Origin of the sequence: Leptospira fainei serovar Hurstbridge str. BUT 6, from assembly GCF_000306235.2 — a bacterium.
Taxonomy (GTDB): Bacteria; Spirochaetota; Leptospiria; order Leptospirales; family Leptospiraceae; genus Leptospira_B; species Leptospira_B fainei.
The window spans coordinates 18,706-39,498 of record NZ_AKWZ02000006.1 but is presented as its reverse complement, the minus strand read 5'-3'; the positions used below and the strand labels follow the sequence as shown (position 1 = coordinate 39,498).

Annotated in this window: 20 protein-coding genes; 15 read left to right on the top strand and 5 right to left on the bottom strand. The window is 44.0% G+C overall.

The features are described 5' to 3' along the window. The first annotated feature begins 7 nt into the window (after nt 1–7). The 5 genes from secD (at nt 8) to LEP1GSC058_RS07255 (ending at nt 6,102) form a co-directional block, all read left to right on the top strand. Nucleotides 8–1,957: a protein translocase subunit SecD gene (gene secD / locus LEP1GSC058_RS07275; protein ID WP_016548924.1), complete on the top strand. Its 1,950-nt coding sequence runs from the start codon at nt 8–10 to the stop codon at nt 1,955–1,957. Next, nucleotides 1,950–2,888, top strand: a complete 939-nt coding sequence (gene secF / locus LEP1GSC058_RS07270) for a protein translocase subunit SecF (RefSeq protein WP_016549030.1) — start codon at nt 1,950–1,952, stop codon at nt 2,886–2,888. The genes secD and secF overlap by 8 nt, the downstream gene beginning before the upstream one ends. Continuing rightward, on the top strand, nt 2,885–4,159 hold the full coding sequence (locus tag LEP1GSC058_RS07265) for a bifunctional diaminohydroxyphosphoribosylaminopyrimidine deaminase/5-amino-6-(5-phosphoribosylamino)uracil reductase RibD (protein WP_016548944.1): 1,275 nt from the start codon (nt 2,885–2,887) through the stop codon (nt 4,157–4,159). The genes secF and LEP1GSC058_RS07265 overlap by 4 nt, the downstream gene beginning before the upstream one ends. Next, nucleotides 4,144–4,755 carry a riboflavin synthase gene (locus tag LEP1GSC058_RS07260; RefSeq protein ID WP_016548936.1) on the top strand — a complete coding sequence of 204 codons (612 nt, stop codon included), beginning with the start codon at nt 4,144–4,146 and terminating at the stop codon, nt 4,753–4,755. The genes LEP1GSC058_RS07265 and LEP1GSC058_RS07260 overlap by 16 nt, the downstream gene beginning before the upstream one ends. Before the next feature lie 141 nt (nt 4,756–4,896). Continuing rightward, nucleotides 4,897–6,102 (top strand): bifunctional 3,4-dihydroxy-2-butanone-4-phosphate synthase/GTP cyclohydrolase II, encoded by a 1,206-nt coding sequence (locus tag LEP1GSC058_RS07255; protein ID WP_016549011.1) that lies wholly within the window; start codon nt 4,897–4,899, stop codon nt 6,100–6,102. A 15-nt stretch (nt 6,103–6,117) separates the two neighbouring features. Here LEP1GSC058_RS07255 and pdxH read toward each other — a convergent pair whose 3' ends face one another. The 3 genes from pdxH to LEP1GSC058_RS07240 are packed head-to-tail and all read right to left on the bottom strand — an operon-like array spanning nt 6,118 to nt 8,759. Further along, complete coding sequence (gene pdxH, locus LEP1GSC058_RS07250) at nt 6,118–6,759, bottom strand: pyridoxamine 5'-phosphate oxidase (RefSeq protein WP_016549001.1); 642 nt, start codon at nt 6,757–6,759, stop codon at nt 6,118–6,120. Nucleotides 6,760–6,766: 7 nt separating this feature from the next. Beyond that, on the bottom strand, nt 6,767–7,633 hold the full coding sequence (locus tag LEP1GSC058_RS07245; protein WP_016549022.1) for a prepilin peptidase: 867 nt from the start codon (nt 7,631–7,633) through the stop codon (nt 6,767–6,769). Between the two features lie 7 nt (nt 7,634–7,640). Then, entirely contained in the window at nt 7,641–8,759 is a 1,119-nt protein-coding gene (locus LEP1GSC058_RS07240; RefSeq protein ID WP_016548967.1) for a pyridoxal phosphate-dependent aminotransferase, read from the bottom strand. A gap of 160 nt (nt 8,760–8,919) precedes the next feature. On the opposite strand from LEP1GSC058_RS07240, the gene LEP1GSC058_RS07235 reads away from it, so the two are divergent. The 9 genes from LEP1GSC058_RS07235 to LEP1GSC058_RS07195 all read left to right on the top strand — a co-directional run bounded on the left by LEP1GSC058_RS07235 (nt 8,920) and on the right by LEP1GSC058_RS07195 (nt 18,463). Then, entirely contained in the window at nt 8,920–11,952 is a 3,033-nt protein-coding gene (locus LEP1GSC058_RS07235; RefSeq protein ID WP_016548917.1) for an AAA family ATPase, read from the top strand. Nucleotides 11,953–11,988: 36 nt separating this feature from the next. Continuing rightward, nucleotides 11,989–12,468 (top strand): SsrA-binding protein, encoded by a 480-nt coding sequence (smpB, locus tag LEP1GSC058_RS07230; protein WP_039948177.1) that lies wholly within the window; start codon nt 11,989–11,991, stop codon nt 12,466–12,468. Between the two features lies 1 nt (nt 12,469). Further along, the gene (gene der / locus LEP1GSC058_RS07225) at nt 12,470–13,849 is read left to right on the top strand and encodes a ribosome biogenesis GTPase Der (RefSeq protein ID WP_039948157.1); all 1,380 of its coding nucleotides are present in this window, start codon (nt 12,470–12,472) and stop codon (nt 13,847–13,849) included. After that, nucleotides 13,846–14,487, top strand: coding sequence for a glycerol-3-phosphate 1-O-acyltransferase PlsY (plsY, locus tag LEP1GSC058_RS07220; protein ID WP_016549050.1), 642 nt, complete (start codon nt 13,846–13,848; stop codon nt 14,485–14,487). Before der ends, plsY begins: the two co-directional genes overlap by 4 nt. Nucleotides 14,488–14,568: 81 nt before the next feature. Continuing rightward, nucleotides 14,569–15,261: a hypothetical protein gene (locus LEP1GSC058_RS07215; RefSeq protein ID WP_016548985.1), complete on the top strand. Its 693-nt coding sequence runs from the start codon at nt 14,569–14,571 to the stop codon at nt 15,259–15,261. Further along, nucleotides 15,258–16,322, top strand: coding sequence for a bile acid:sodium symporter family protein (locus LEP1GSC058_RS07210; protein ID WP_016549087.1), 1,065 nt, complete (start codon nt 15,258–15,260; stop codon nt 16,320–16,322). Before LEP1GSC058_RS07215 ends, LEP1GSC058_RS07210 begins: the two co-directional genes overlap by 4 nt. Nucleotides 16,323–16,381: 59 nt before the next feature. Further along, nucleotides 16,382–16,594: a hypothetical protein gene (locus LEP1GSC058_RS07205; RefSeq protein WP_016548990.1), complete on the top strand. Its 213-nt coding sequence runs from the start codon at nt 16,382–16,384 to the stop codon at nt 16,592–16,594. A gap of 137 nt (nt 16,595–16,731) precedes the next feature. Continuing rightward, complete coding sequence (locus tag LEP1GSC058_RS07200) at nt 16,732–17,427, top strand: hypothetical protein (RefSeq protein WP_016549033.1); 696 nt, start codon at nt 16,732–16,734, stop codon at nt 17,425–17,427. Between the two features lie 124 nt (nt 17,428–17,551). After that, complete coding sequence (locus tag LEP1GSC058_RS07195; RefSeq protein WP_016548962.1) at nt 17,552–18,463, top strand: DMT family transporter; 912 nt, start codon at nt 17,552–17,554, stop codon at nt 18,461–18,463. A gap of 36 nt (nt 18,464–18,499) precedes the next feature. Here LEP1GSC058_RS07195 and LEP1GSC058_RS07190 read toward each other — a convergent pair whose 3' ends face one another. Together LEP1GSC058_RS07190 and LEP1GSC058_RS07185 are read right to left on the bottom strand one after the other, a co-directional pair. Further along, nucleotides 18,500–18,745, bottom strand: a complete 246-nt coding sequence (locus LEP1GSC058_RS07190; protein WP_408605692.1) for a hypothetical protein — start codon at nt 18,743–18,745, stop codon at nt 18,500–18,502. A gap of 59 nt (nt 18,746–18,804) precedes the next feature. Beyond that, nucleotides 18,805–20,019: an EAL domain-containing protein gene (locus tag LEP1GSC058_RS07185; protein ID WP_016549083.1), complete on the bottom strand. Its 1,215-nt coding sequence runs from the start codon at nt 20,017–20,019 to the stop codon at nt 18,805–18,807. A gap of 180 nt (nt 20,020–20,199) precedes the next feature. Between LEP1GSC058_RS07185 and LEP1GSC058_RS07180 the strand changes: the two genes are divergently transcribed. Then, on the top strand, nt 20,200–20,625 hold the full coding sequence (locus tag LEP1GSC058_RS07180; protein ID WP_039948156.1) for a hypothetical protein: 426 nt from the start codon (nt 20,200–20,202) through the stop codon (nt 20,623–20,625). The last annotated feature ends 168 nt before the right edge of the window (nt 20,626–20,793 follow it).

The following is a 20,793-nucleotide window of genomic DNA, read 5'->3' as shown; positions in this document are numbered from 1 at the left end:
GCCAAAATTGAAATCGGTTCAGTGGATCATTGTACCCATACTCGTTGTAGCCGCTTCGCTGACGCTACTCTATCCCAACTTTGCGGTTCGCGAATTGGAGCTGGCCATTCGGAAAGAATTTCGGGAACTACCGGAAGAAAAGAAAAAGAAAGCGCTAGAAACATTCGCTGAACGCTGGAAGAACGATTACAATCCGGCGGGAGCCTGGTCGATCGAACCCGATCCTTCCGTACTACCGGAAAAGGATTATTATCTCGTTCGCGGAAGATTTATCACTTCGGCAAAGATCAATCAACTTTCGCAAGAAAACCAAGAATTGATTCTCGAACCTAAGAACAAACTTCGGCCTACATGGGTTGAGGAATATTTCTTTGGAGAACGACCTCTTACGATCAAGCTCGGTTTGGACTTACAGGGCGGGATGCGTGTCGTTCTAAAAGGCGACTTCGAAGACTACGCATCCAAATTGCGGGACAGTTACGCAAAGGAAATCGAGAATCTTACTAAGAAGTCGGAAGATCCCAAACTTTCCGATAAGGAAAAGAAGGAAGCTCGCGATCGGCTTGCGGAGATCGAAAGTTATTTTTCTTTGAATCCATCTCGTAAACTAATAGAGTTGGAAAAAGCGAAGCTGATCATCGATAACCGACTTACGAATCAAAACTTGACTGAACCTCAGGTCCGGATTCAGAAGGACCAGGATTCAATCGAGGTTTCTCTTCCGGGAGTCAGCAACTCTTCGCAAATTTTGGATATTATCCGGAATACGGAAACCGTAGAATACCGATTGAAAGAACCGGCTCGTGATCCAAAGAGCCAAAACGACAATCGTGGAGTTTTCCAAACACAAATCGATACGGAAGAAAATCGATTGGTCGCCGAAGAAAGGCGGGAAGACACGGACATCGTCAAATTTCAAAATATCGTAAAACAAAAACTCGGAAAGGACGAGCAGGATAAATTCCTGAATTCTCTAGAAAAGAAATATAATATTCCGGAAAAGTATAAGTTATACGCGCTTTGGGCTCGCGGCGCAAATCCTAAAGCACCTTTACTACCTCGCGAATTCATCGTTTTGGAAAGAGCGATCGCGCTGGATGGAAAGGATATGAGGGACGCAAGACCTTCATATGATAATAACCGGCTCGGATATTTCGTTTCGTTTACTCTTACGTCCGCCGGTGCGGAGAAATTTTTTGAAATTACCTCTAAAAACGTGGGCCGTCAGCTCGCTATCGTTTGGGGAGATAAAGTTATCTCGGCTCCGGTTATTAAAGGACCGATTGCGGGAGGAAACGCTCAGATCGACGGGGATTTTAGCCGCGAAGAGGCAGTCGATTTATCGAACGTAATTAGCGAAGGCGCGCTCCCGATTCCTTTAAGCGTACTGGAAATGAGATTTATCGGACCTACATTGGGAATAGAATCCATCGAAGTCGGTTTGAAAGCCGTTCTATTAGGTTTCGGTTTGGTTATCCTCTTCATGCTGTTAGTTTATAGACTGTCCGGATTGGTCGCCGACATCGCGCTACTGGTGAACGTGATCGTATTAATGGCATTGCTTTCCTTAATGGGCTTTACCCTGACTCTTCCTGGATTTGCCGGAATTATCCTTACAGTGGGTATGGCTGTGGATGCGAACGTCATTATCTACGAGCGGATAAAAGAGGAATTACGCGCGGGCAAACACGTGACTTCCGCCGTCGCTCAAGGTTTTGATAATGCTTTCTGGACGATCGTGGACAGTAACGTAACCACTTTGATTTCCGGGATTTTAATGATCAAACTCGGGAACGGACCGATCAAAGGATTCGCGATCACGTTATGTTGGGGGATTATCACCTCCCTGTTTACGTCGCTATTCTTGAGCAGAATGATCATGGATATTCTCGTTAATAAATTAGGAGTCTCTAAACTCCAAATCGGATTCAAGAGGCTGGAGTCCAAGAATGTTTGATTTTATAAAGTACAAATACGTATCTATCACCGTTTCTACGATTTTAATCATTATCGGCTTTGGAGTCACGTTCGGAAAATACGGGGGCTTTGCCACTTCCTTGGACTTTGACGGCGGTTTGAGAACTGTCGTAGAGTTTAATAAATCCGTGGAACGCAAGACTTTGGAGGAGTATTTTTCCGCCAAAGGATTAGAAGCCGTGTTAGTTCACATGGATAAAGAGAAGAACCATTATCAAATCGATATCGGTTTAGGGTCTGCGGACAGAATTAAGGAACTTTATCTACAAAGAAAAGGCGCGTTGACTCCCGAAGCGAAACAGATTTCGGCAATCGATGCGTTGATCGGTCTTTTAACGGAAGATTTCAAATTAGACAAGAAGTCGATCCTATCCGCAAACCAAGTGGGATCAGTGGTGGGAGCGGAATTGACGACCACCGGGATTACGTTACTAGGCTTGACCCTCTTGATAATCCTAGGATATCTAAGTTTTCGTTTTCAATTCAAGTTTGCGTTGGGTGCAAGTCTCGCATTGATTCACGATTTGATTATTACGATCGCCTTTATCGGATTTTTTCAAATCAAACCGAGCGTTCCTATCATTGCCGCGCTCTTGACCTTGCTCGGATATTCCATCAACGATACGATCGTAGTCTTTGACAGGATTCGCGAGAACGCCGGTAATATGAAGGACGTCTTCTCAAACGTGATTAATATTTCCATCAATCAGACCTTAAGCAGGACGATTAATACGTCCTTTGCTACGTTGATTTCAGTAGTGGCGATCATTATAGGCGGAGCGGTCGAGCTTTATGATTTTGCATACGTTTTGACGTTCGGAATCATCCTCGGAACGTTCTCTTCGATTTTTATCGCGGCTCCGCTGATCGACATCTACGATTCGATCTATAATAGGCTTAAAAGACATTGAACTCGAACCTCCCGAAAGAAATTCGGGAGGAACTCCTCCGCCTATCCTTTTTATCCATAGGATATTCTTCTCCAAATCCTCCCGTGGCCTGTGTGCTAACCGAAGTATCGACCGGTAAGATTCTCGCAACCGGCAGGACTCAGGTCACCGGCGGAAATCACGCCGAGCGCGCAGCTTATCTAAGCTTGCGTGAAAAATACAAAACGGGACCCTTGCCGCCGCATAAAGTATATGTGACTTTGGAACCTTGTTCTCATTTTGGAAAAACTCCTCCTTGTCTAGATCTACTTTTAGGGGAGAAGCCGCTCGCATTGATTTACGGTTGGAAAGATCCGAATCCTTTGGTTCGGAAACGAGGCAGTTTATATGAACTCGAAAGAGCGGGAATCCAAGTCATTCAGAATTCCGAATTAGCGGAAATAGCTTCCTGTTTCCTTTTCGGGTTTTCGGAAAGAATCCAAAAAGGAAGACCCGCGTTTCTACTGAAGTCCTCGGTAAGCCGTGAGGGATTTTATTCTTCAGGAGGAGACTTCAGAGAGAAAATTTCCTCGCAGATATCCGATTTCTTTCTATCTTATTTAAGATCTAAGATGGATGCGATTCTCGTAGGACCGAGGACGATCCAAGTCGATTCTCCCAAATTGAATTTTCGTTCTCCGAAGGGCGATTCGGCAGCTTTAAAAAAACTGCAAGAACTGGAACTTTCTCCGGATTCTGCCGCAAGAAAGAAAGGATTTTCGGGCCTCATTTCGGAAATCCTTCGTCAAACTCTTGATCCGGACGTTAGGCGGATTCATAGAGAGATGGAAAATTTTTATCAACCGCTTCGAGTTTTTTTTCTTCCTGCAGAAATTAAACTAGCTCCCGAATTTCTTACGGTTCAGGAAGAACTGAACCGTATTCAGGAAAAAAGAAACACCGCTTTTTTCTTAGACGATGAGAAAGAATATTCGAAGAATCTGTTGTCGCGTATCGAAAAGCTGTCCGACGGCAAGGTAAAGAGATATTCTTCCAAATCCTTTGCAATACAAACATTAAACGACCTGGGCGATTGGGGAATTAATACAGCTTTGATTGAGGGCGGAAATTTACTTTACCGGGAATTTTCAAAGGAAATGGAAAATTCGGATTCTATTTTACGAATTCAATCGAGGACAGTTACATTGGAGAAGGGCGATTCGCCAGATTGGGGCAAGAATCTGATTCTAGAATTCGAAAGAGATATTGACTCCGATAAATGGGAGGTTTATACCGCATGTTCACAGGATTGATCGAAACGACCGGCGAAGTTCAGAGTATTAGGGATACCGGAGAAGGTAAAATATTCTCCCTCAAAGTGAACTGGCAGGATCCGGATCTAAAGCTGGGCGATTCGATTTCAGTTAACGGCGCTTGTCATACGGTGACGTCCTTTCAGGATCAAGGAAATACGTTTGAATTTTATTCTTCTTATCGAACTCTTGAACTTACGAATTTCGGCGACTTTCGGAACGGGACTAAAGTGAATCTTGAAAGATCCGTGCAACCTCATACAAGAATGGGCGGTCATTTTGTAACGGGCCATGTGGATGCAGTCGGAAAAATCACCTTGGCGGAAGATCGGGACGGAGGCAAAGTCCGTCGATATTTGATCTCTCATGATCCTTCGCTCACTAAATATTTCGCGGTACGCGGAAGTATTACCGTCGACGGAATCTCCCTCACGATCGTGGATTCAAGGCCGGGTGAACTGGAATTGGTCTTAATTCCGGAAACCCTGACCAAAACGAATGCGGGTGTCTCTTGGAAAATCGGCGCCTCGGTGAATTTAGAAATCGATCTGGTCGCGAGGTATTTGGAACAGTTACTGAAATCGGAGCAGAAATAGGCGAATATCATCCGCCGACCGAGTGAGGTTACCGTTGAACGCCGGTTGTTGGGTATCCAAACCGGATTTAGTGTTTTTCGTTCCGTTTAGGATTTATGATTGGTAAAAATCCAGTCGAATAAATGAGGTGGAAGTTAAATTATGATCGGACCCATCGAACAAGCAATCGAAGACATAAAATCCGGAAAAATGATCATTCTCGTGGATTCAGAGGATCGTGAAAATGAAGGGGATCTCGTCTGCGCAGCACAGTTTACGGACAAAGATAAGGTCAATTTCATGGCCACATACGGGCGAGGATTGATTTGTTTTCCGATGGAAGGAGATCGCCTTCGTCTGCTCGGTCTGAATCGGATGGTCGACGACCATTCCCTCGGAGACAAACATGGGACGGCATTCACCGTTTCCGTCGATGCGCGAGAAGGAACGACGACCGGAATTTCCGCTCAAGATAGAGCGACCACGATTCAAGTTCTTATCGATCCAAAAACGACTCCCGGCGATTTAATGAAACCGGGTCACCTTTTTCCATTACAAGCAGTCTCCGGTGGAGTTCTGCGAAGAGCAGGTCATACCGAAGCCTCCGTCGATTTGTGTAAACTCGCAGGCCTTTACCCTGCAGGCGTAATTTGCGAAATTATGAACGATGACGGAAGCATGGCTCGATTGCCGGATCTGGAAATCTTTGCAACCAAACACGGTTTAAATATTTATACGATCGAAGATTTGATTCGTTATCGAAGAAAAACGGAAAATCTAATTCGACTTGAAGTAGAAACCACTCTTCCGACCGAATACGGCGATTTTAGAATTCGTGCGTATTCAACCTTAATCGACGATAAGGTTCATGTGGCTTTAATTAAGGGAAATATAGATAAGAATGATCCAGTCATGGTAAGGGTACATTCTGAATGTCTAACGGGTGATATCTTCGGGAGCGGAAGATGCGATTGCGGTCCTCAATTGCATTCGGCCCTATCGATGATTGCGCAGGAAGGAAAAGGGATCCTTTTATATATGCGTCAGGAAGGTCGCGGAATCGGACTGATTAATAAACTCAAAGCCTATAACATGCAGGACGAAGGTCTGGATACGGTGGAAGCGAATGAGAAATTAGGTTTTGCTCCCGATCTGCGAGAATACGGAGTCGGCGCTCAAATTCTGAAAGATATCGGAATTGAAAAGATGAGGCTGCTGACCAACAATCCGCGTAAGATCGTCGGTCTCGAAGGATACGGTTTGGAAGTCGTAGATCGTATTCCGATAGAAATCAAACCGACCGGAAATAATCATCATTATCTTTTTACGAAAAAAATGAAGATGGGACACCTTTTAGGACTGAACTAAAAGCAGGTCGGCAAGCTAAGGCTGCAATCTTTGCCTTTCCCAATTATCTCCGCGAAGTATGAATTGCACTCGATCGTGTAATCTGCTTCTCCGCCCCTGCCAAAATTCGAATTCGGTCGGGGTCAATTCGTACCCCCCCCAAGTCGGAGGCAGAGGGACTTCCTTGCCTTCGTAATGTATTAGTAATTCATTATATTTTTTTTCAAGTTCGGTTCGATTGGATACGGGTTTACTTTGGTCCGAGGCGAGAGCTCCGATTTGACTTGCAAACGGTCTGGTCCTAAAATAGTTCTCGGAAACTTCTCTGGAAACTTTTGTGATATTTCCGCGAATACGAACCTGGCGCTCTAATTCCGCCCAAAAGAAAACAAGGCAAGCGATCGGATGCTTTTCCAATTCTTCGCCCTTTCGGCTGGAATAATTCGTAAAGAATTGAAATCTTCCGTTTGAAATTTCTTTGAGTAAAACGATTCGAGCATTGGGAAGATTCTTATCGTCGACAGTCGCCAAAGTCATTGCATTCGGTTCTTTTACTTCCGAATGCAGCGCCTCTTCGAACCAACGGGAAAAAAAATCTACGGGGTTTTTTCCGACTTGAGATTCGTCCAGTTCCGCTTTCGCATACTCGCTTCGTAAATCGCCGATATTCTTAGTCATACGTTCATTATTCCCCGTAAGGAAAGAATCTTACACCCGTCTCGGAAAGCAATCCGGAGTTCCAGGCAAATTTAGCTAAAAATGTCAATGCCAGAGAAGCGGAAAAATAAACCCCCATCGGGATGGGAACTCCTCTCAAACTTTGCCCCTTTTTTCTCGTTCCTATGGTGATAGCAAGGGCAAGAACGTAAGAGGAATTTATGAAAAGAATCCACCACGGATGGCCCGAAAGAAGTGCGAAGGAGGGGGCAAAGATCGCATCCGCAAACCCCATGCCTTGCGGAAACAGAAAATGGATGACGAAGAAGACTCCTAAAAAGCACCCGAATACGATCGCGTCTAGTTTAGTCGGCAAACTCCCGTCGGTTAGAAAGTTTAGCAAAATTCCCAAGCCGACAATAAACGGAAGATTTTCGTAATCCAAAGAAAACTTTTTCCAATCCGTCGTCGCGGACACAAGCAGATGGCCGCAAAGAACGACAAACACTAATGATGCGAGGAATTTTCCGGAAAGAAAAAAAGCCAGGGAGAATGCCAAGCCGAAACCCGCTTCGCAGAAGGCATAAAGAGGGTTTATCTTTGCTCCGCAGACCTCGCATTTTTTTCCCGCCAACCAGTATCCAAAAACCGGTACCAATGCCAAACCCTTGATTTTGGTCCCGCAGGATTCGCAAGCGGACGGTTCCGTTAATAAACGAAGTAACCTTTGGGCGAATGTTCCCGATTTTCGTTCGTGACCGTAAAAGAAACGTAGGATTCTATACGCAAGGGTCGAGTAAAAACTCCCGAGAGAAATCGAGATTAAAAATCCGCCGATCCAAATCATCGGAATCAAACCGGGAATTTCGGATCCAAAATTGAAATGCTGATCCAATCTCTATTTATGCCACTGCCAATTCTCTAAGGGCCGTTACGCCTCTCTTTAAATTATCCCATTCCGATGCGAAACTGATCCGAATATAATTCGGAGAATCGACGAAAATATAACCTGGTACCAGGATGAGGCCTTTCTCTTTTACCGCTCGTCCGATGAAGTCCTCGTCTCGATCTTTGATTTTTAAAAAGAAGTAAAAGGCGCCTTGGCTTTTTTTTACTTCATAAAAATCCTTCAGATTCTCATAAACGAAATCGCGTTTTTCACGATAATCGGCAATGTAGGAACTCATGTCGGTTTTTAGCGCTTCGATTCCCATCCATTGTGTGACGGAAGGCGCGCATACTAAAGTGTATTGCTGCAAAGTAGTTAGAGCCTTGATGATCGGTTCAGGCGCTAAAATGGATGCTAACCTAAGACCCGTCATGCTATAGGTTTTCGAAAATCCCGATAATGTTATCGCTTTTTCGTAAAAGGAACCTACGGAGTGGAATTGCTTATCATAATCGAATTTTTCGTAAATTTCGTCCGAAATCAAATAAGCTCCCGTTCGCTCCGCCAAGTCGGCTAAAGACGTTAGTTGCTCTTTGTTTAGAATCGTTCCTGTCGGGTTGGAGGGGGATGAGAAGATGATTATCTTCAATCTTTTATCACGAAACTGAGCCAAGTCGCCGGGCTTGAAATTTTCGGAAATCGTATGCATCTTGCCCCCGTAAATCTTAATGTATTCCGGATACATTAAGAAATACGGCGAAACGACCAAGCATTCGTCTCCTTCGTTTAACAGTGCGTTAAATAATAATAAAAAAGCAGAGCTGATTCCTGAGGTTACTAAAACTCTTTCGGGCGTCGCATAAGGTATCGAGTTCTCTTTTCTGTATTTAAGCGAAAGCGCCTCTCTTAGCTGCGGTATGCCTGCCGTTAGAGTATATGCGGTTTTTCCCTCCCGGAGCGCCTTTACTCCCGCTTCGATGATATTCTCAGGACAAGGGAAGTGGGGTTGTCCGATGGATAAATTGATCGGATCTTTTAAGGTACCTGCAAGTTCAAAGGCCTTCCGAATAGCGGAGGAATTTAAACCGCGAATTCTATTTGCGAGGGCGTATTCGAGTGTCGACTGGCTCATAAGTGAACGGTACTCGGTAAGCGGTTTGGGTAACAAACGGAAATTCGATCAGTGATCGGAAAATTTTTCGGCCCTAACGGTTGGCAATCCCAACCAATACTTGCTAGTCTCACTCGGGAATTCGGATTGCCTCTTGATCCGGCTCCTTCATTTTGGAGCCATGGAAGCCGTTGAAATCGCCGGATTAAAAGTCCCAGTCTCAAAAATCGGAAACAACTCGGGGAGTCTCGGTTCGGATCTTGTAGAAACGGACTCGACCGTTCGCAATCTTCAGAACATACTTTATCCCTTACTGGAAGGTCGTCCGGTTTTGTTGATCGGAGACGCGGGAGTCGGAAAAAACGCATTAATTTATTATATTAATCACAAACGAAACCACCCGACCGCACGTTTCAGCTTTAACGAAGATACGCTGCCCGAAGATTTGATCGGTTCGTATCGACTTTTGCTGGATGGCAAAGGATTCGCTTGGGCTGATGGACCTTTGACTTCCGCGGTTCGTTCCGGAGCAAGCTTTGTCGCGGACGAGATGAACCTTTGCCCCCCGCATATCATTAAGCGATTTTCCACCGTTTACGAATCCAATTATCTGGAATTGATCGAAGGAAACGGAGCGAGAATCAATGCGTCGAACGGATTCAATTTCATCGGCACGCAAAATCCATCGGAGGGATTCGAAGGAAGAAAGCCGCTCCCGTTTGATATTACTAGATACTATTCCGTCGTATATGTGGATCCTCATAGCCCCGACGAGATCCTATTCATACTAGGCAAATTATACCCCGGCATAGGAAGCGAACTGCTTAAATCCTGCATTCGGATTTCACTCGAGACGGAGACCAGGGTCGTTTCGGGAGCGATAGGCAAAGGCGATCTGGAAAAATACCATTTTAATATCCGAAATCTTAAGAAGCTTTGCAACCGCATTTTAGGACTCAAAGCCGACAGTCCGGAATTACGCTTTAGAGAATTATGGAATTTTTATATAGAACCCTTTCGTAAAAACGAAGATCGTCAGGCTCAGATCGAACTTATTCTTAAAGAAACCGGATTGACTTCGATCCCCCAATTGCCGGAACCGAAATTCGAAATTCATAAGGGATTCCTATATTGTAACGATAAACGAATTCCGGTTTTGGACGAGCCTAAGGCCAAGGAAATCCTCACAAGTATTCCTTTACCTTTAAAATTAAGGGAATTTGCCGAAAGAGTCTATACCGCCGTAGAATTTAAGGAAAATGTACTAATCGAATATTCGGAGGAGCAGGATCCGCAGTTGATTCTACCTTTGTTCACCGAAGCGAATGGGCGCCCGCTTGAAACCGTACATCTTTGCAAAGGAATTCACACTTCGGATATCATCGGAGCGCTGAAGCCGACCACAGGATCGGAAGTGGGTTGGGTGGATGGGCCCTTGACAAAAGGGATTCGCGAAGGTGGAAATATCCTGATTACCAATTTGGAAGCGGCAGGCGCCGAGCTTGTTGAAAAGCTGAACATGCTAACCGACGATGCACGATCCTTGGTCTTACCGCCGGAAAGCGGAGAGACGATACCCGTCGAACTCAAAGAGGATTCGCGCGTATTTGCGATGAAACTCTATCGTAAAACGAAATCGACTCCAACGATTTCTAGAGCCTTCAGAAACCGATTCACGTCCATATTATTCCCGGATTTGGAAGATACCGAAACACTTAAGGAAATCTTAAGCTTTTATCTGCCCGAAGGAGATTTAATCGATAAGATGGCGGACTTCCACTCCAAGATCAAAGATCTATCCAAAAAAAGAACGATCGGTTCGGCCAACTTAATGCCTTATACTTTCGGTCTTTCTAATTTACTGCAATGGAAGGATCATATTCATCGTTACGCGGATAAAAAGGCGGGGAAAGAAGGATTGCGAGAGGTCGCGCTTCGAGGCGGAAAAATCGCATACTCCAACCAGATCTCCGATCCTGGCGAACGTAAAGAACTGGAAAGAATTCTTGAATTCCAACTTTCAGGAGTAGAGATCGTTTCAGAGTTCTTCAAGGAACTTGAAGACAAGAAAAAAAAAACTCTGACACCTTCTTCCGCAATCGAAAAGAGTCGTTGGTGGGATCCGGAACTCCATAAGAGAGAACCGCTCACGGGAAAAGCGAAACTTCTCAATTCCGGAGGAGAACTCCGTAAAGGATTGGAAATCAATACTCCTCCTACCGGAGGATCGGTAAAAGAGGGAGCCGATGCGTGGTATGGACAAGAGACTCGCGGTAACATGGGTCAAGGAGAACCGGCCGGCGGAGGCGGCGCATGGGGTTTCAGAACCGAAGAATTATATAAGGCCTTCCTTGCAAAGCGTCGTATCCTTTGGGAGTATACGGTTCAGGCAAATCTAAAAGAATTTAAGGAAGTCTTTGGACGCAGTCTGGAAGAAGTCGAACTGAATTTAGACAGGCTTTTCGATCCGGAGATCGATATCAATAGAATGTATCGAAGCGAAGGAAATAGAATCGATACTCGAAAGTATATTTCCTTTCTTTCCGGCAAAGGCGACTCGAAAGTCTTCGATAAGACTACGATCGATAAAGACGAGGAGAAGCTGAAGGGTGTCGAAGTCGCTTTTCTCGTATCGAAAGCTAGAAGAATCTTCAACTTCGAATACGCGGTGGCAACACTTTCGGCTATGCTTTCTTCGGCTCATATTCTTGACGAACACGACGTGAATTTTTCCGTCACGGCCTATTCGGATCGTTTAAATCGAAAGGATCGGATCGATTTAGTGGAGATTAAGAGGATCGAGGAGCCGTACGACGCGAAAAAGGAAGAGGAAATGTTCGATTCTCTTAGAAGCGATTGGCAAGGCGACTCGATCGAAGAGTATCAATTGCTCGAGAAGATCGAATCCTACTTTTCGCCTGAGGCCCAGACTAGGATCCTGGTCATGATCTCGGATTTTCGCGGACAAAGGGGAAAATCCGAGATCGAACAGGAAATTCAATCTCGGGACAATCGCCGACTCAAGGCCGAGATTTTGAAGCATTCGAATAAAAATTACGTCTTTCTCGGAGTCGGTCTGGGAAGGCGCTACATTGCCGAGCATATTTTTCCGGACTCGATCCAGATTACCTCGGAAAATTTTTATAATATGCCCAATTTAATCGGGGCGGAATTGGGACGGATCATTCTCACCCACCATTCTACCCGAAATTAACTTGGGGACGGCTAGATGCCGTCAAAACGATCGGAAATGGGAAAGAAAAAGGAAACATCCGGCCCGCAGCCGCTGGTAAATAAAAAAGCCAGATTTAACTTCGAACTGATATCTTTCATCGAAGCGGGACTTGTTTTGTCCGGATCCGAAGTGAAAAGTTTACGCGAGAAGAAGGCGAATTTAACCGACGCATTCGCAAAAATCAAGAATGGAGAAGTATATCTAGATAGTTTTTCCATTACTCCTTATAAGAACGGCGGATATGCAAATCACCCGGAGATCCGTCCACGTAAACTTCTCCTTAAGAAAAAAGAGATCGATAAGCTGGATCGACAAATGAAAGAGAAGGGGCTAGTGCTCATTGCCACGAAGGTTTATTTTAAGGATAATCGTTGGGCAAAAGTGGAACTTGCCTTGGCCAAACCCAAGAAGCTTTACGATAAGCGGGAAGACTTGAAAAAGAGCGACGCAAAGCTGGAAATCGCTCGCGCTATTAAGGCAAAGAACTACTCATAAAATGGCATCAAAAAAACGTAATGTACCGATGGTAAGTATCGTCGGTCGCCAGAATGTCGGCAAATCGACCCTATTCAATTCGTTACTTAAAAAGAAACTAGCGATTACCGAAGACTATCCGGGAGTTACTAGGGATGTCCTACAAGCTCGCGTACTTAATCCGGAGCGAGGATTGGATTTTCATCTCTGCGATACTCCCGGTCTGGACATCGAAAAACCGGACGGCTTAGATGAAGCCATTTTAGAAAACGCGTTTCGGCAATTGGCTCAATCGGATTTAATATTGTTTCTCCTAGATCTTAGAGAAATGACTCCGTACGATTCACGGCTTATAGAAAGATTTAGAAAGGATCCCGAGCTTAATCAAATTCCGGTTCTTTATTGCGTGAACAAGGTGGACAATCCGGAAGACGAGGAGGATCTGGATCAGTTTTATCGTTTGGGATTATCCGAAATTCTTCCGATCTCCGCGATCGGGCGCAGAAACTTGAGCTTGCTACTCGAAAAAATCGCCTTTTTACTTCCCGATGCAAAACGATACGTAGCTAAAATCGAGGCCGACGAAGCTGCAAAGGATGTTTCCTACGATTTTCGTTTAGCAATTGTCGGCAAACCGAATGCAGGAAAATCAAGTTTATTGAATGCATTATGCGGCTATGAACGCGCCGTAGTAAGCGAAGTTGCCGGAACTACGCGCGATTCGGTCGACACTTCGCTTACATTCGAAGGAAAGCAGATATTGATTACGGATACGGCCGGTATCAGAAGGAAAGCCGACAAAGCCGAGGCCTTGGAATTCTACTCCTATCAAAGGACAAAACGGTCGATCGAGGCATCCGACGTCGTGATTCACTTGATGGATGCGTTAAAAGGGTTCGGGGAATTCGATAAAAAAATCGTCTCATTATTGCAGGAAGCCGGTAAACCTTTTTTGTTAGCGGTGAATAAATGGGACGCTGTCGAAGACAAGGATACGAAATCCTTTGATATTTATAAGGATAAATTATATTCCCGTTTTCCGCTATTAAAAGAGATTCAAATTATCACCCTGAGCGCGAAAGAAAAACAACGGATCCACAAACTCATGGAAATGACGGTGGATTTAGCCGCGCGGGCCAAACGAAAAATTACCACCTCCGAATTAAATCAATCGTTAAGGGCTTGGATGTCCGAAGCAGGACGTTCTTTTTCCGCAAATCGGCCGCCTAAGATGCTGTACTGTACTCAGGTTTCCGTTTCCCCGTTTCATCTGATTTTATTCGTAAACCATATCGATTATTTTAAACCGAATCTTCTGAGCTTTCTAAAAAAAAGACTGACCGAGAAATACTCCCTCCAGGGAATTCCGATCCGACTTGAGTTGAGGTCCGATCGAAAATGAACCTTGCCGCTATTTTCCTGGCTCTCGGATCATTTTTTTTAGGTTCGATTCCGTTCGGATTTCTTTTAGCAAAGTATATCGGCGGGGTGGACATTCGGAAGAAAGGCAGCGGAAATATAGGTGCAACGAACGTTACTCGGCTTTTAGGCTGGAAAATCGGATTACCCGTATTGTTATTGGATGTCTCTAAAGGCGTTTTACCGATATTACTTACGAAATACATGCTGCGTATAGATTCCGAGTTAACCCTCTTGTTTTGCGGAATCGCAGCCATTGCAGGGCATGTTTTTTCCCCGTTTCTCAAAATGAAAGGAGGGAAGGGAGTCGCGACAAGTTTCGGAGTTTTTTTAGTTTTAGCTCCGGGGTCGGTTTTTTTCAGCTTAATGGTATTTTTGCTTCTGAAGAAAGTTTTCGGTTTCGTGTCCTTAGGCTCGATTGGCGGTGCGATTACCTTACCGATCAGCTATGTCCTGCTTTCTCGCATCGAAGGTTTGGATTTTAGCACCCCGACTTTTTGGGCGATCTGCTGTATTAGTTCTGCGATTTTGATATTGCATCGTACGAATTTACTTCGTTTAATAAAGGGGCGAGAGTTCTCTCCTGATAAGGAAAAATACGGAAAACAGACCGAAGATTAACGTCAGTTGAAGCGATATCATCTTTAATTTTAAGGTTGAAATCACCTAAGTCGATGTTAGGATTAAGCCGGCTATTCGGGCATGATTCATAAGGAAATCGACGAAAATAGAACTAGAGAAGAAAAGATCTCCAGTTTAAATCAGTTCTTGGAAGGACATCCGAGTGTCGAAATTCAGGATTTTTATAAATGGCTGTATTTCGGTGAATTCGGCGAGATAGCGATCCAGGAATTCTTCACCGAAAAGAAAAACGCTCCTACCCTGCATTCCATGCTGGAAGGCTTAAAGGCCGATTCAAAGATAAAAACGATACCCGAACGAGTATGGGAACCGCTGGGCTTTAGTCAGCGATATTTGATGGTATACCTTACCCCCTATTCTCATTTGGAATATCCTTTAATGAGAATCGTTAATTTGATGCAGCGTTCCTCCGCTTTTCAAGGGTATCGGATGCGATTTAAGTTGGATTGGATTATGCTCAAGGACGAAATCGTATCGAGAGATATCGGATTCGCAAAGCAGGATTTTATCAATTTCGAAGATAAAATCCAATTCCATCAACTCCCAGAGCTGGATTTTACGGACTCGTTTAAGGTTTATTATCCGGCATCCTATAGAATCGTAGCGACCAAATTATTTTTCGAATATTTCCCGGAATTTGCTCAGGAGCCGAGAGGATTTCATTTGTTGGAAGATACTCCGATCGTACAACACGCCGAATCGAACGAGGACGAAGAAATGATTTATCCTAGATGGGAAGGAGAGGCGCTATGAATCAAGGTTTCCGGGATAAGATTTCAGAATCGTTGGACTCGTTTTTTCAATTCATTCACAAGTATTTCTTTTATTGCATCATCGTTTCTTATGTTATTGGAGGAGCTTTTCCTCAATTAGGTCTGCTTATTCGAGACACCAATTTCGGGCAATTTCATCTATTCGGTGGAGGGAATATTAAGGTTTCCTTATCTTTGGTTCTTCTTTCCTTACTGCTCTTTAATGCCGGATTAGGAATTCACAGATCGGAATTGGTAAATTTATTCAAGCGGCCGACTCTGTTGATCGTTGGATTGTTCTCCAATTTATCGATTCCGATCGCATTTACGTATTTCATTTCTCTGCTGATGATATTCTGGCATAACCCGGACGAAGTCCAAAACATTCTCGTCGGGCTTGCACTCATCGCTTCCATGCCCATCGCCGCCTCTTCTACAGCTTGGTCCCAAAAATCCAACGGGAATCTGGCGCTGAGTTTGGGGCTTGTCGTTTTTTCGACAATCCTAAGTCCGGTGACTACTCCAATAGGATTGCATTCGATCGGGTTTATCACGACTGGAGATTATTCCGAGGATTTGCACGAAATTGCGGACGACGGTATCGGAGCATTTCTGTTTCTATCCGTGCTGCTTCCGACGGTGCTCGGGATCGGCCTTCATTTTTTGCTACCTAAGACTTCTATTGAAGCCGCAAAGAAGCCGATCAAGGACGCAAATTTGCTTAATTTATTAATTTTGAATTATTCGAACGCTTCGGTAGTCCTGCCGGGAGTATTTCAGGAACCGGACTGGGATTTTTTATTCGTGATCGTTTTAATTACCGGCGGATTATGTGCCTTCGCTTTTTTTACGGGATTTGTGCTCTCTCGGATATTTAAAAGTTCGGATTCGGAACGTTCTTCTTTGGTCTTCGGGCTTGGAATGAATAATAATGGAACAGGCCTTGTATTAGCTTCTCTAAGTTTAGTGGATCATCCGGCAGTAATGTTGCCGATTATTTTTTATAATTTGATTCAACATATCGTTGCCGGATATGTTGATAAGAAGTTGACTAATTCCTAGTTTTCCAGCTTTACAAGTTTTTTCGGAAAGGATATAGTTAAAAAAAGGAAATTCGCAGAATGCTACAAGAAATCAACGCAGCCGGAAGTAATAACCGGGCGGCACGCCAATTCTCCCAATCCGAATTCACGATTCGAAATATGCCCGATCGCCTTCATCCCTTGACGAATATGGATTCCGTCATTACGGCGCCGAGAACACTCGCAAAGGTCGGAGTGAACACGGATGACCAGATGCTTCGGCGCGGTTATCTAATAGATTTGAACGCATAATTTTTGTTGATCGGAATGCTCGGCGGTTTTCCGGGCGTTTCTCAAGCGCATAGGTTCGAACGCCTTTTCATTGCGATAGTTATTTGAAAGAACTATAAAACGGATTTTTAAGATGTCTGTTCTTTTAGGGAGGCGCGATGAAAAAACAATTCACCGTAATTTGTAGTATCCTTTTTTTCATGAGTTGCGGTTCCTTCGGATCATCAGGCAATTCAATCGTTCCCTTACCGCCGAATTCAGTCTTCCAATACGGCCAGTTGGATACTAATGTCCTGGTCGCTACAAATGAGAATCTGACCGTATTGGGAATCAATCGGGACGGTTTGAGCTTTATTACGATTCTTGCAGGTAAAGTTGAGAATTTTAACGATTTTAAAGGGCAATATGTATTCAGCGCCGGTGATAAAGCCACGCAATTTGTTTTCACTAAGAAGAGCGAATTCTTAACCGAAAAAGGAATGAAGAATTCGGTTAAGATGATTTTAGGATTCCATTATCTCTGGCAAAAAGAATACCAGGAAAAGAACGGTTTACTTTACCCGATCGATCCGTTTTACGTCGTTCTTAAGACTTCTCGTAAGGAATCGCTGATTCATCGATTTGAAGTGCCGAAGAATATGCAGACTAACGGAGACAATTCCGTTTATGTATCGGTTGCCGGGGCATTGGTGGAGCGGGATATCGTGCTTTGTATCATTAATCCCGTTATGAAAATCAATAATTATAAGGACCGGGAAAACAATCTATCTCTTACGTTAAATAGCTTACAATTCCAGAAGGAACGTATCAATCTGGAATCGCTTAGGAATTATATTCTCGCAAATAAACTATGACGGTTCAGTAACTACAATTCGAATCGTACGGATTTGAATCGAACCGGCTCTTTCTACTTTTGACAAATTCGATTGAACGACTCATTTCATAATAAAAGTTGGTATCGGGAGTCCTCGTAACTCGATGCAAATCACTTCTTCCGTAAAATTTTACATTCTTCTTGTTATCGCGATGATTTCGTGGGGTTTCGCTTGGCCCTCTGCAAAGAGCATCGTCGGGCTGGAACATCCAAATGTGATTATCTTTTGGAGATTTTTAGCGACCGCGATTTCCATTCTTCCGATCCTTTTTTGGAGAAAAGAGTCTTTGAGACTTCCGGATAAAAAATCTTTTTTCCAAGTATGCATCGGAGGAGTATTGTATACCGCTTACAACCAATTCTTTTTGCTCGGCTTAAGTAGCGGATTCGCAGGTGCGGGCGGGGTATTGGTAACTACGATGAACCCGATCTTTACGTATGTATTAGCGCATCTGCTTCAAAAGCAGTACCCTGGAAAAAAGGATGCGTTCGGTCTGCTGCTCGGTTTATTCGGCGGGCTCGTGTTATTACATATTTGGGACAAGCCGGCGGACGGGATCTTTCAAACCGGAAATATTTTCTTTTTGCTATGTGCGTTTAGTTGGGCAATTCTAAGCATGAACAGCCACAGCACGGGTCAAAAAATTTCTCCTTTGGTTTATAGTTTTTACGTATTTACAATCGGAACGGCTTTCGATTTTATATTCGCTCTTCCTTACGGATTGTCGAACGTATTTGCTCAGGATTGGATGTTTTGGGGGCAGATATTATATCTTTCCGTAATCTCAACGACGTTTGGAACGACCGTCTATTTTTTCGCGTCCACTAAACTAGGTTCCCGTATTGCGAGTTCCTTCATCTTCCTCGTTCCTGTTACCGCGGTCTTGGGGAGCTGGATTTTCCTAGGAGAAGTTCCTAGTCTGACGACTATCTTTGGAGGGACGCTTGCAGTGAGCGCGGTTTTAATTTTGAACGGGAATCGGGCTAAAAAGAGAGAAGCGCAAGCAGAAGCCTAACGGTTTCGTTTAATAATTGGTTAATCATACGTAGTGTCAGCCCCATCGACTTTCGTAGAACTGCCTACCTTTTACTGCGACTTGAAATCCTTCCGGATGCTCATGGATGAACCGCCCTTCTTTCAGATCCTCTAAGAAGGGACGAAGCTTCCATTCGGATAGAGCGGTCTCAATTTCCAGTTCACGCATAGTGAGGAATCCTCCGGTTTGCGTGGAAGAGTATATATCTTGTAGCAGTTGTGTGGATATCGGGTCCATAAAAGAGAGGTCCTTCTGGGACAAATTTTTAAGAGTTCGGGTGCAAATCAATAGTTACCCGAATTGTTCGATTATTTTCGTATCTAAAGAATTTTCGGAGCGGAGATGTCTAAGAAAACGTACACGCCCGGTTCGACTTCTTTGCTAAATACGATCAGGTCTTTGACCGCTTCGTTATCGTAATAACGATCGCTGACTCCCCAATCCTCCGGTTTTCTAAACGAATCCCTAAGCTGTTTATAAAAGTAGGGCAGATAGGACCAGTTTTTTCCGATTCCTTGGCTATTTTCTCTAAATGAATCTTCTCCGGTTCGCACATAATAAGGAGAAAGTTGCGTTCCTTTCGAGTCGGTTACGTAAGCGCGGTGAATCTCTTTCGAGGCAATAAAAATAGTATAGGCATCGATCATATACCTACTTGCGATTTTTATTATCGGAAACGGACTCAGAATTTCTCGAAGCAGATTTTGTATCTTTTTCTCAAACGCGATCTCGACGGAAATTTGCTCCGTCTTCTTCTCATGGAAAAAATTGACCATTTCCTTAATTAAAGAGGGAGTGTTTTGATTATTCGAAAGTTCCGGCGAAGGTCTTTGCAAAAGATATCCCTGCAAAAAACGGGCTCCTCCTTCCAAAGCAAAATACATTTCTTCCTGAGTTTCCAATCCCTCGTATAAGACGGAGGCTCCGAGGGAAAACGCGAGATCGCGAATATGCTCCATTACTTTCCTTACGGAAGGGGATCGAGTAGAAGCTCGAATCAATCTAAGGTCCATCTTTAAAAAATCCGGACGAAGCAATCCTACTCTTTCGATCCCGGATGCCTCGGAACCCAAATCGTCCAGAGCGATTCTGAATCCGTAGGCCCGAAGTAGATCCACTGCAATTCTAAGCGAATCCAAGCTTCCGGCGAATTCCTCTTCGGTTATTTCTAGAATAATTTGTTTAGGTTCGATTTCGAACTCTCTTGCGAATCTAAGAAGGCGAAAGGAATCGATTCGTTCGTTCTTTAATTCTCGGTATAAACGATTCGGCGAGATATTTAGAAAAAGATGATGTTTATTCCGTGATCCTTGGATTTTCCTCATCGAAGATTGCCAAATCGATGCTTCGAGTGTGGAAACGTCTTGATCGGAAAGTCCGCTTCCATTCGAAAACAAATAACCCCCGCTTTCCCATCCTTGATCGGTTTTGACTCGAGCCAGGACCTCATGCCCGAAAATGCTGCCATCCTCCACCGAGAGAATCGGTTGGAAGAAAGGAGCGACTTCAGGCTGAAGGATTTTCGCAAGATTCATTTCTGCTATATTGGATAATATTTCCCTTATAGCAAACTAAAAATAGGGGCGAGCGCAGATTTCTTCCGGATTTTGCCCATTTTTTCGAGGGAAACGATGACGAGCGTTTCATCTTGATAAAATTCGGGATGATTTTGTCTTGTTGACGATTGCTTCCTTTGAATTCTAAATCATTTGCTTATGCTTGAAGGAAAAAAACCAATTAGAAACGGATGCTTATTTGCGATCCTATTACCGGCGGTAATTTTATTTTTATCCTTCGCCTGCACGATATTCATTTTCAAGGACGATTATTTCCAGGCAGTTGGTTGGAAGGATTGGCTCTTGCTTCTTTTCGGTCATATATTGGCCTTTGGAATTTCCCTCTTCTTGCTGATCGTCTCCTTATTTTTTTCCGCATGGCTATCCTGGAAAGATCCGGAGCCGGTTCAAACGCTTCGAAAATTCTGGCCCCTGATATTCGCGGTTGTTTATCTATTGGCTCCGGACTTGATTCCGGGATGGCTGGACGATACGGTGATCGTAGCTCTTGCAGGTTTCTATCAATACTGGAAAAACCGTAATGATACCGAAGAGGCAACTTTCGATAAGAATGACAAGTCCTAATTTCGGTTTGTTCTCTTATTATATTTCGATAACCGAATTAGATAGGGTGAAATGATTTTCGAATTTTCTTTCGCTAAAATCGAAACGAAGTTCCCGCAAAAACGACCCGCGCTTCCCGGAGAATTAGGATCGATACGAGAAACCGCGTCGACAAAAAAGAATAAAATG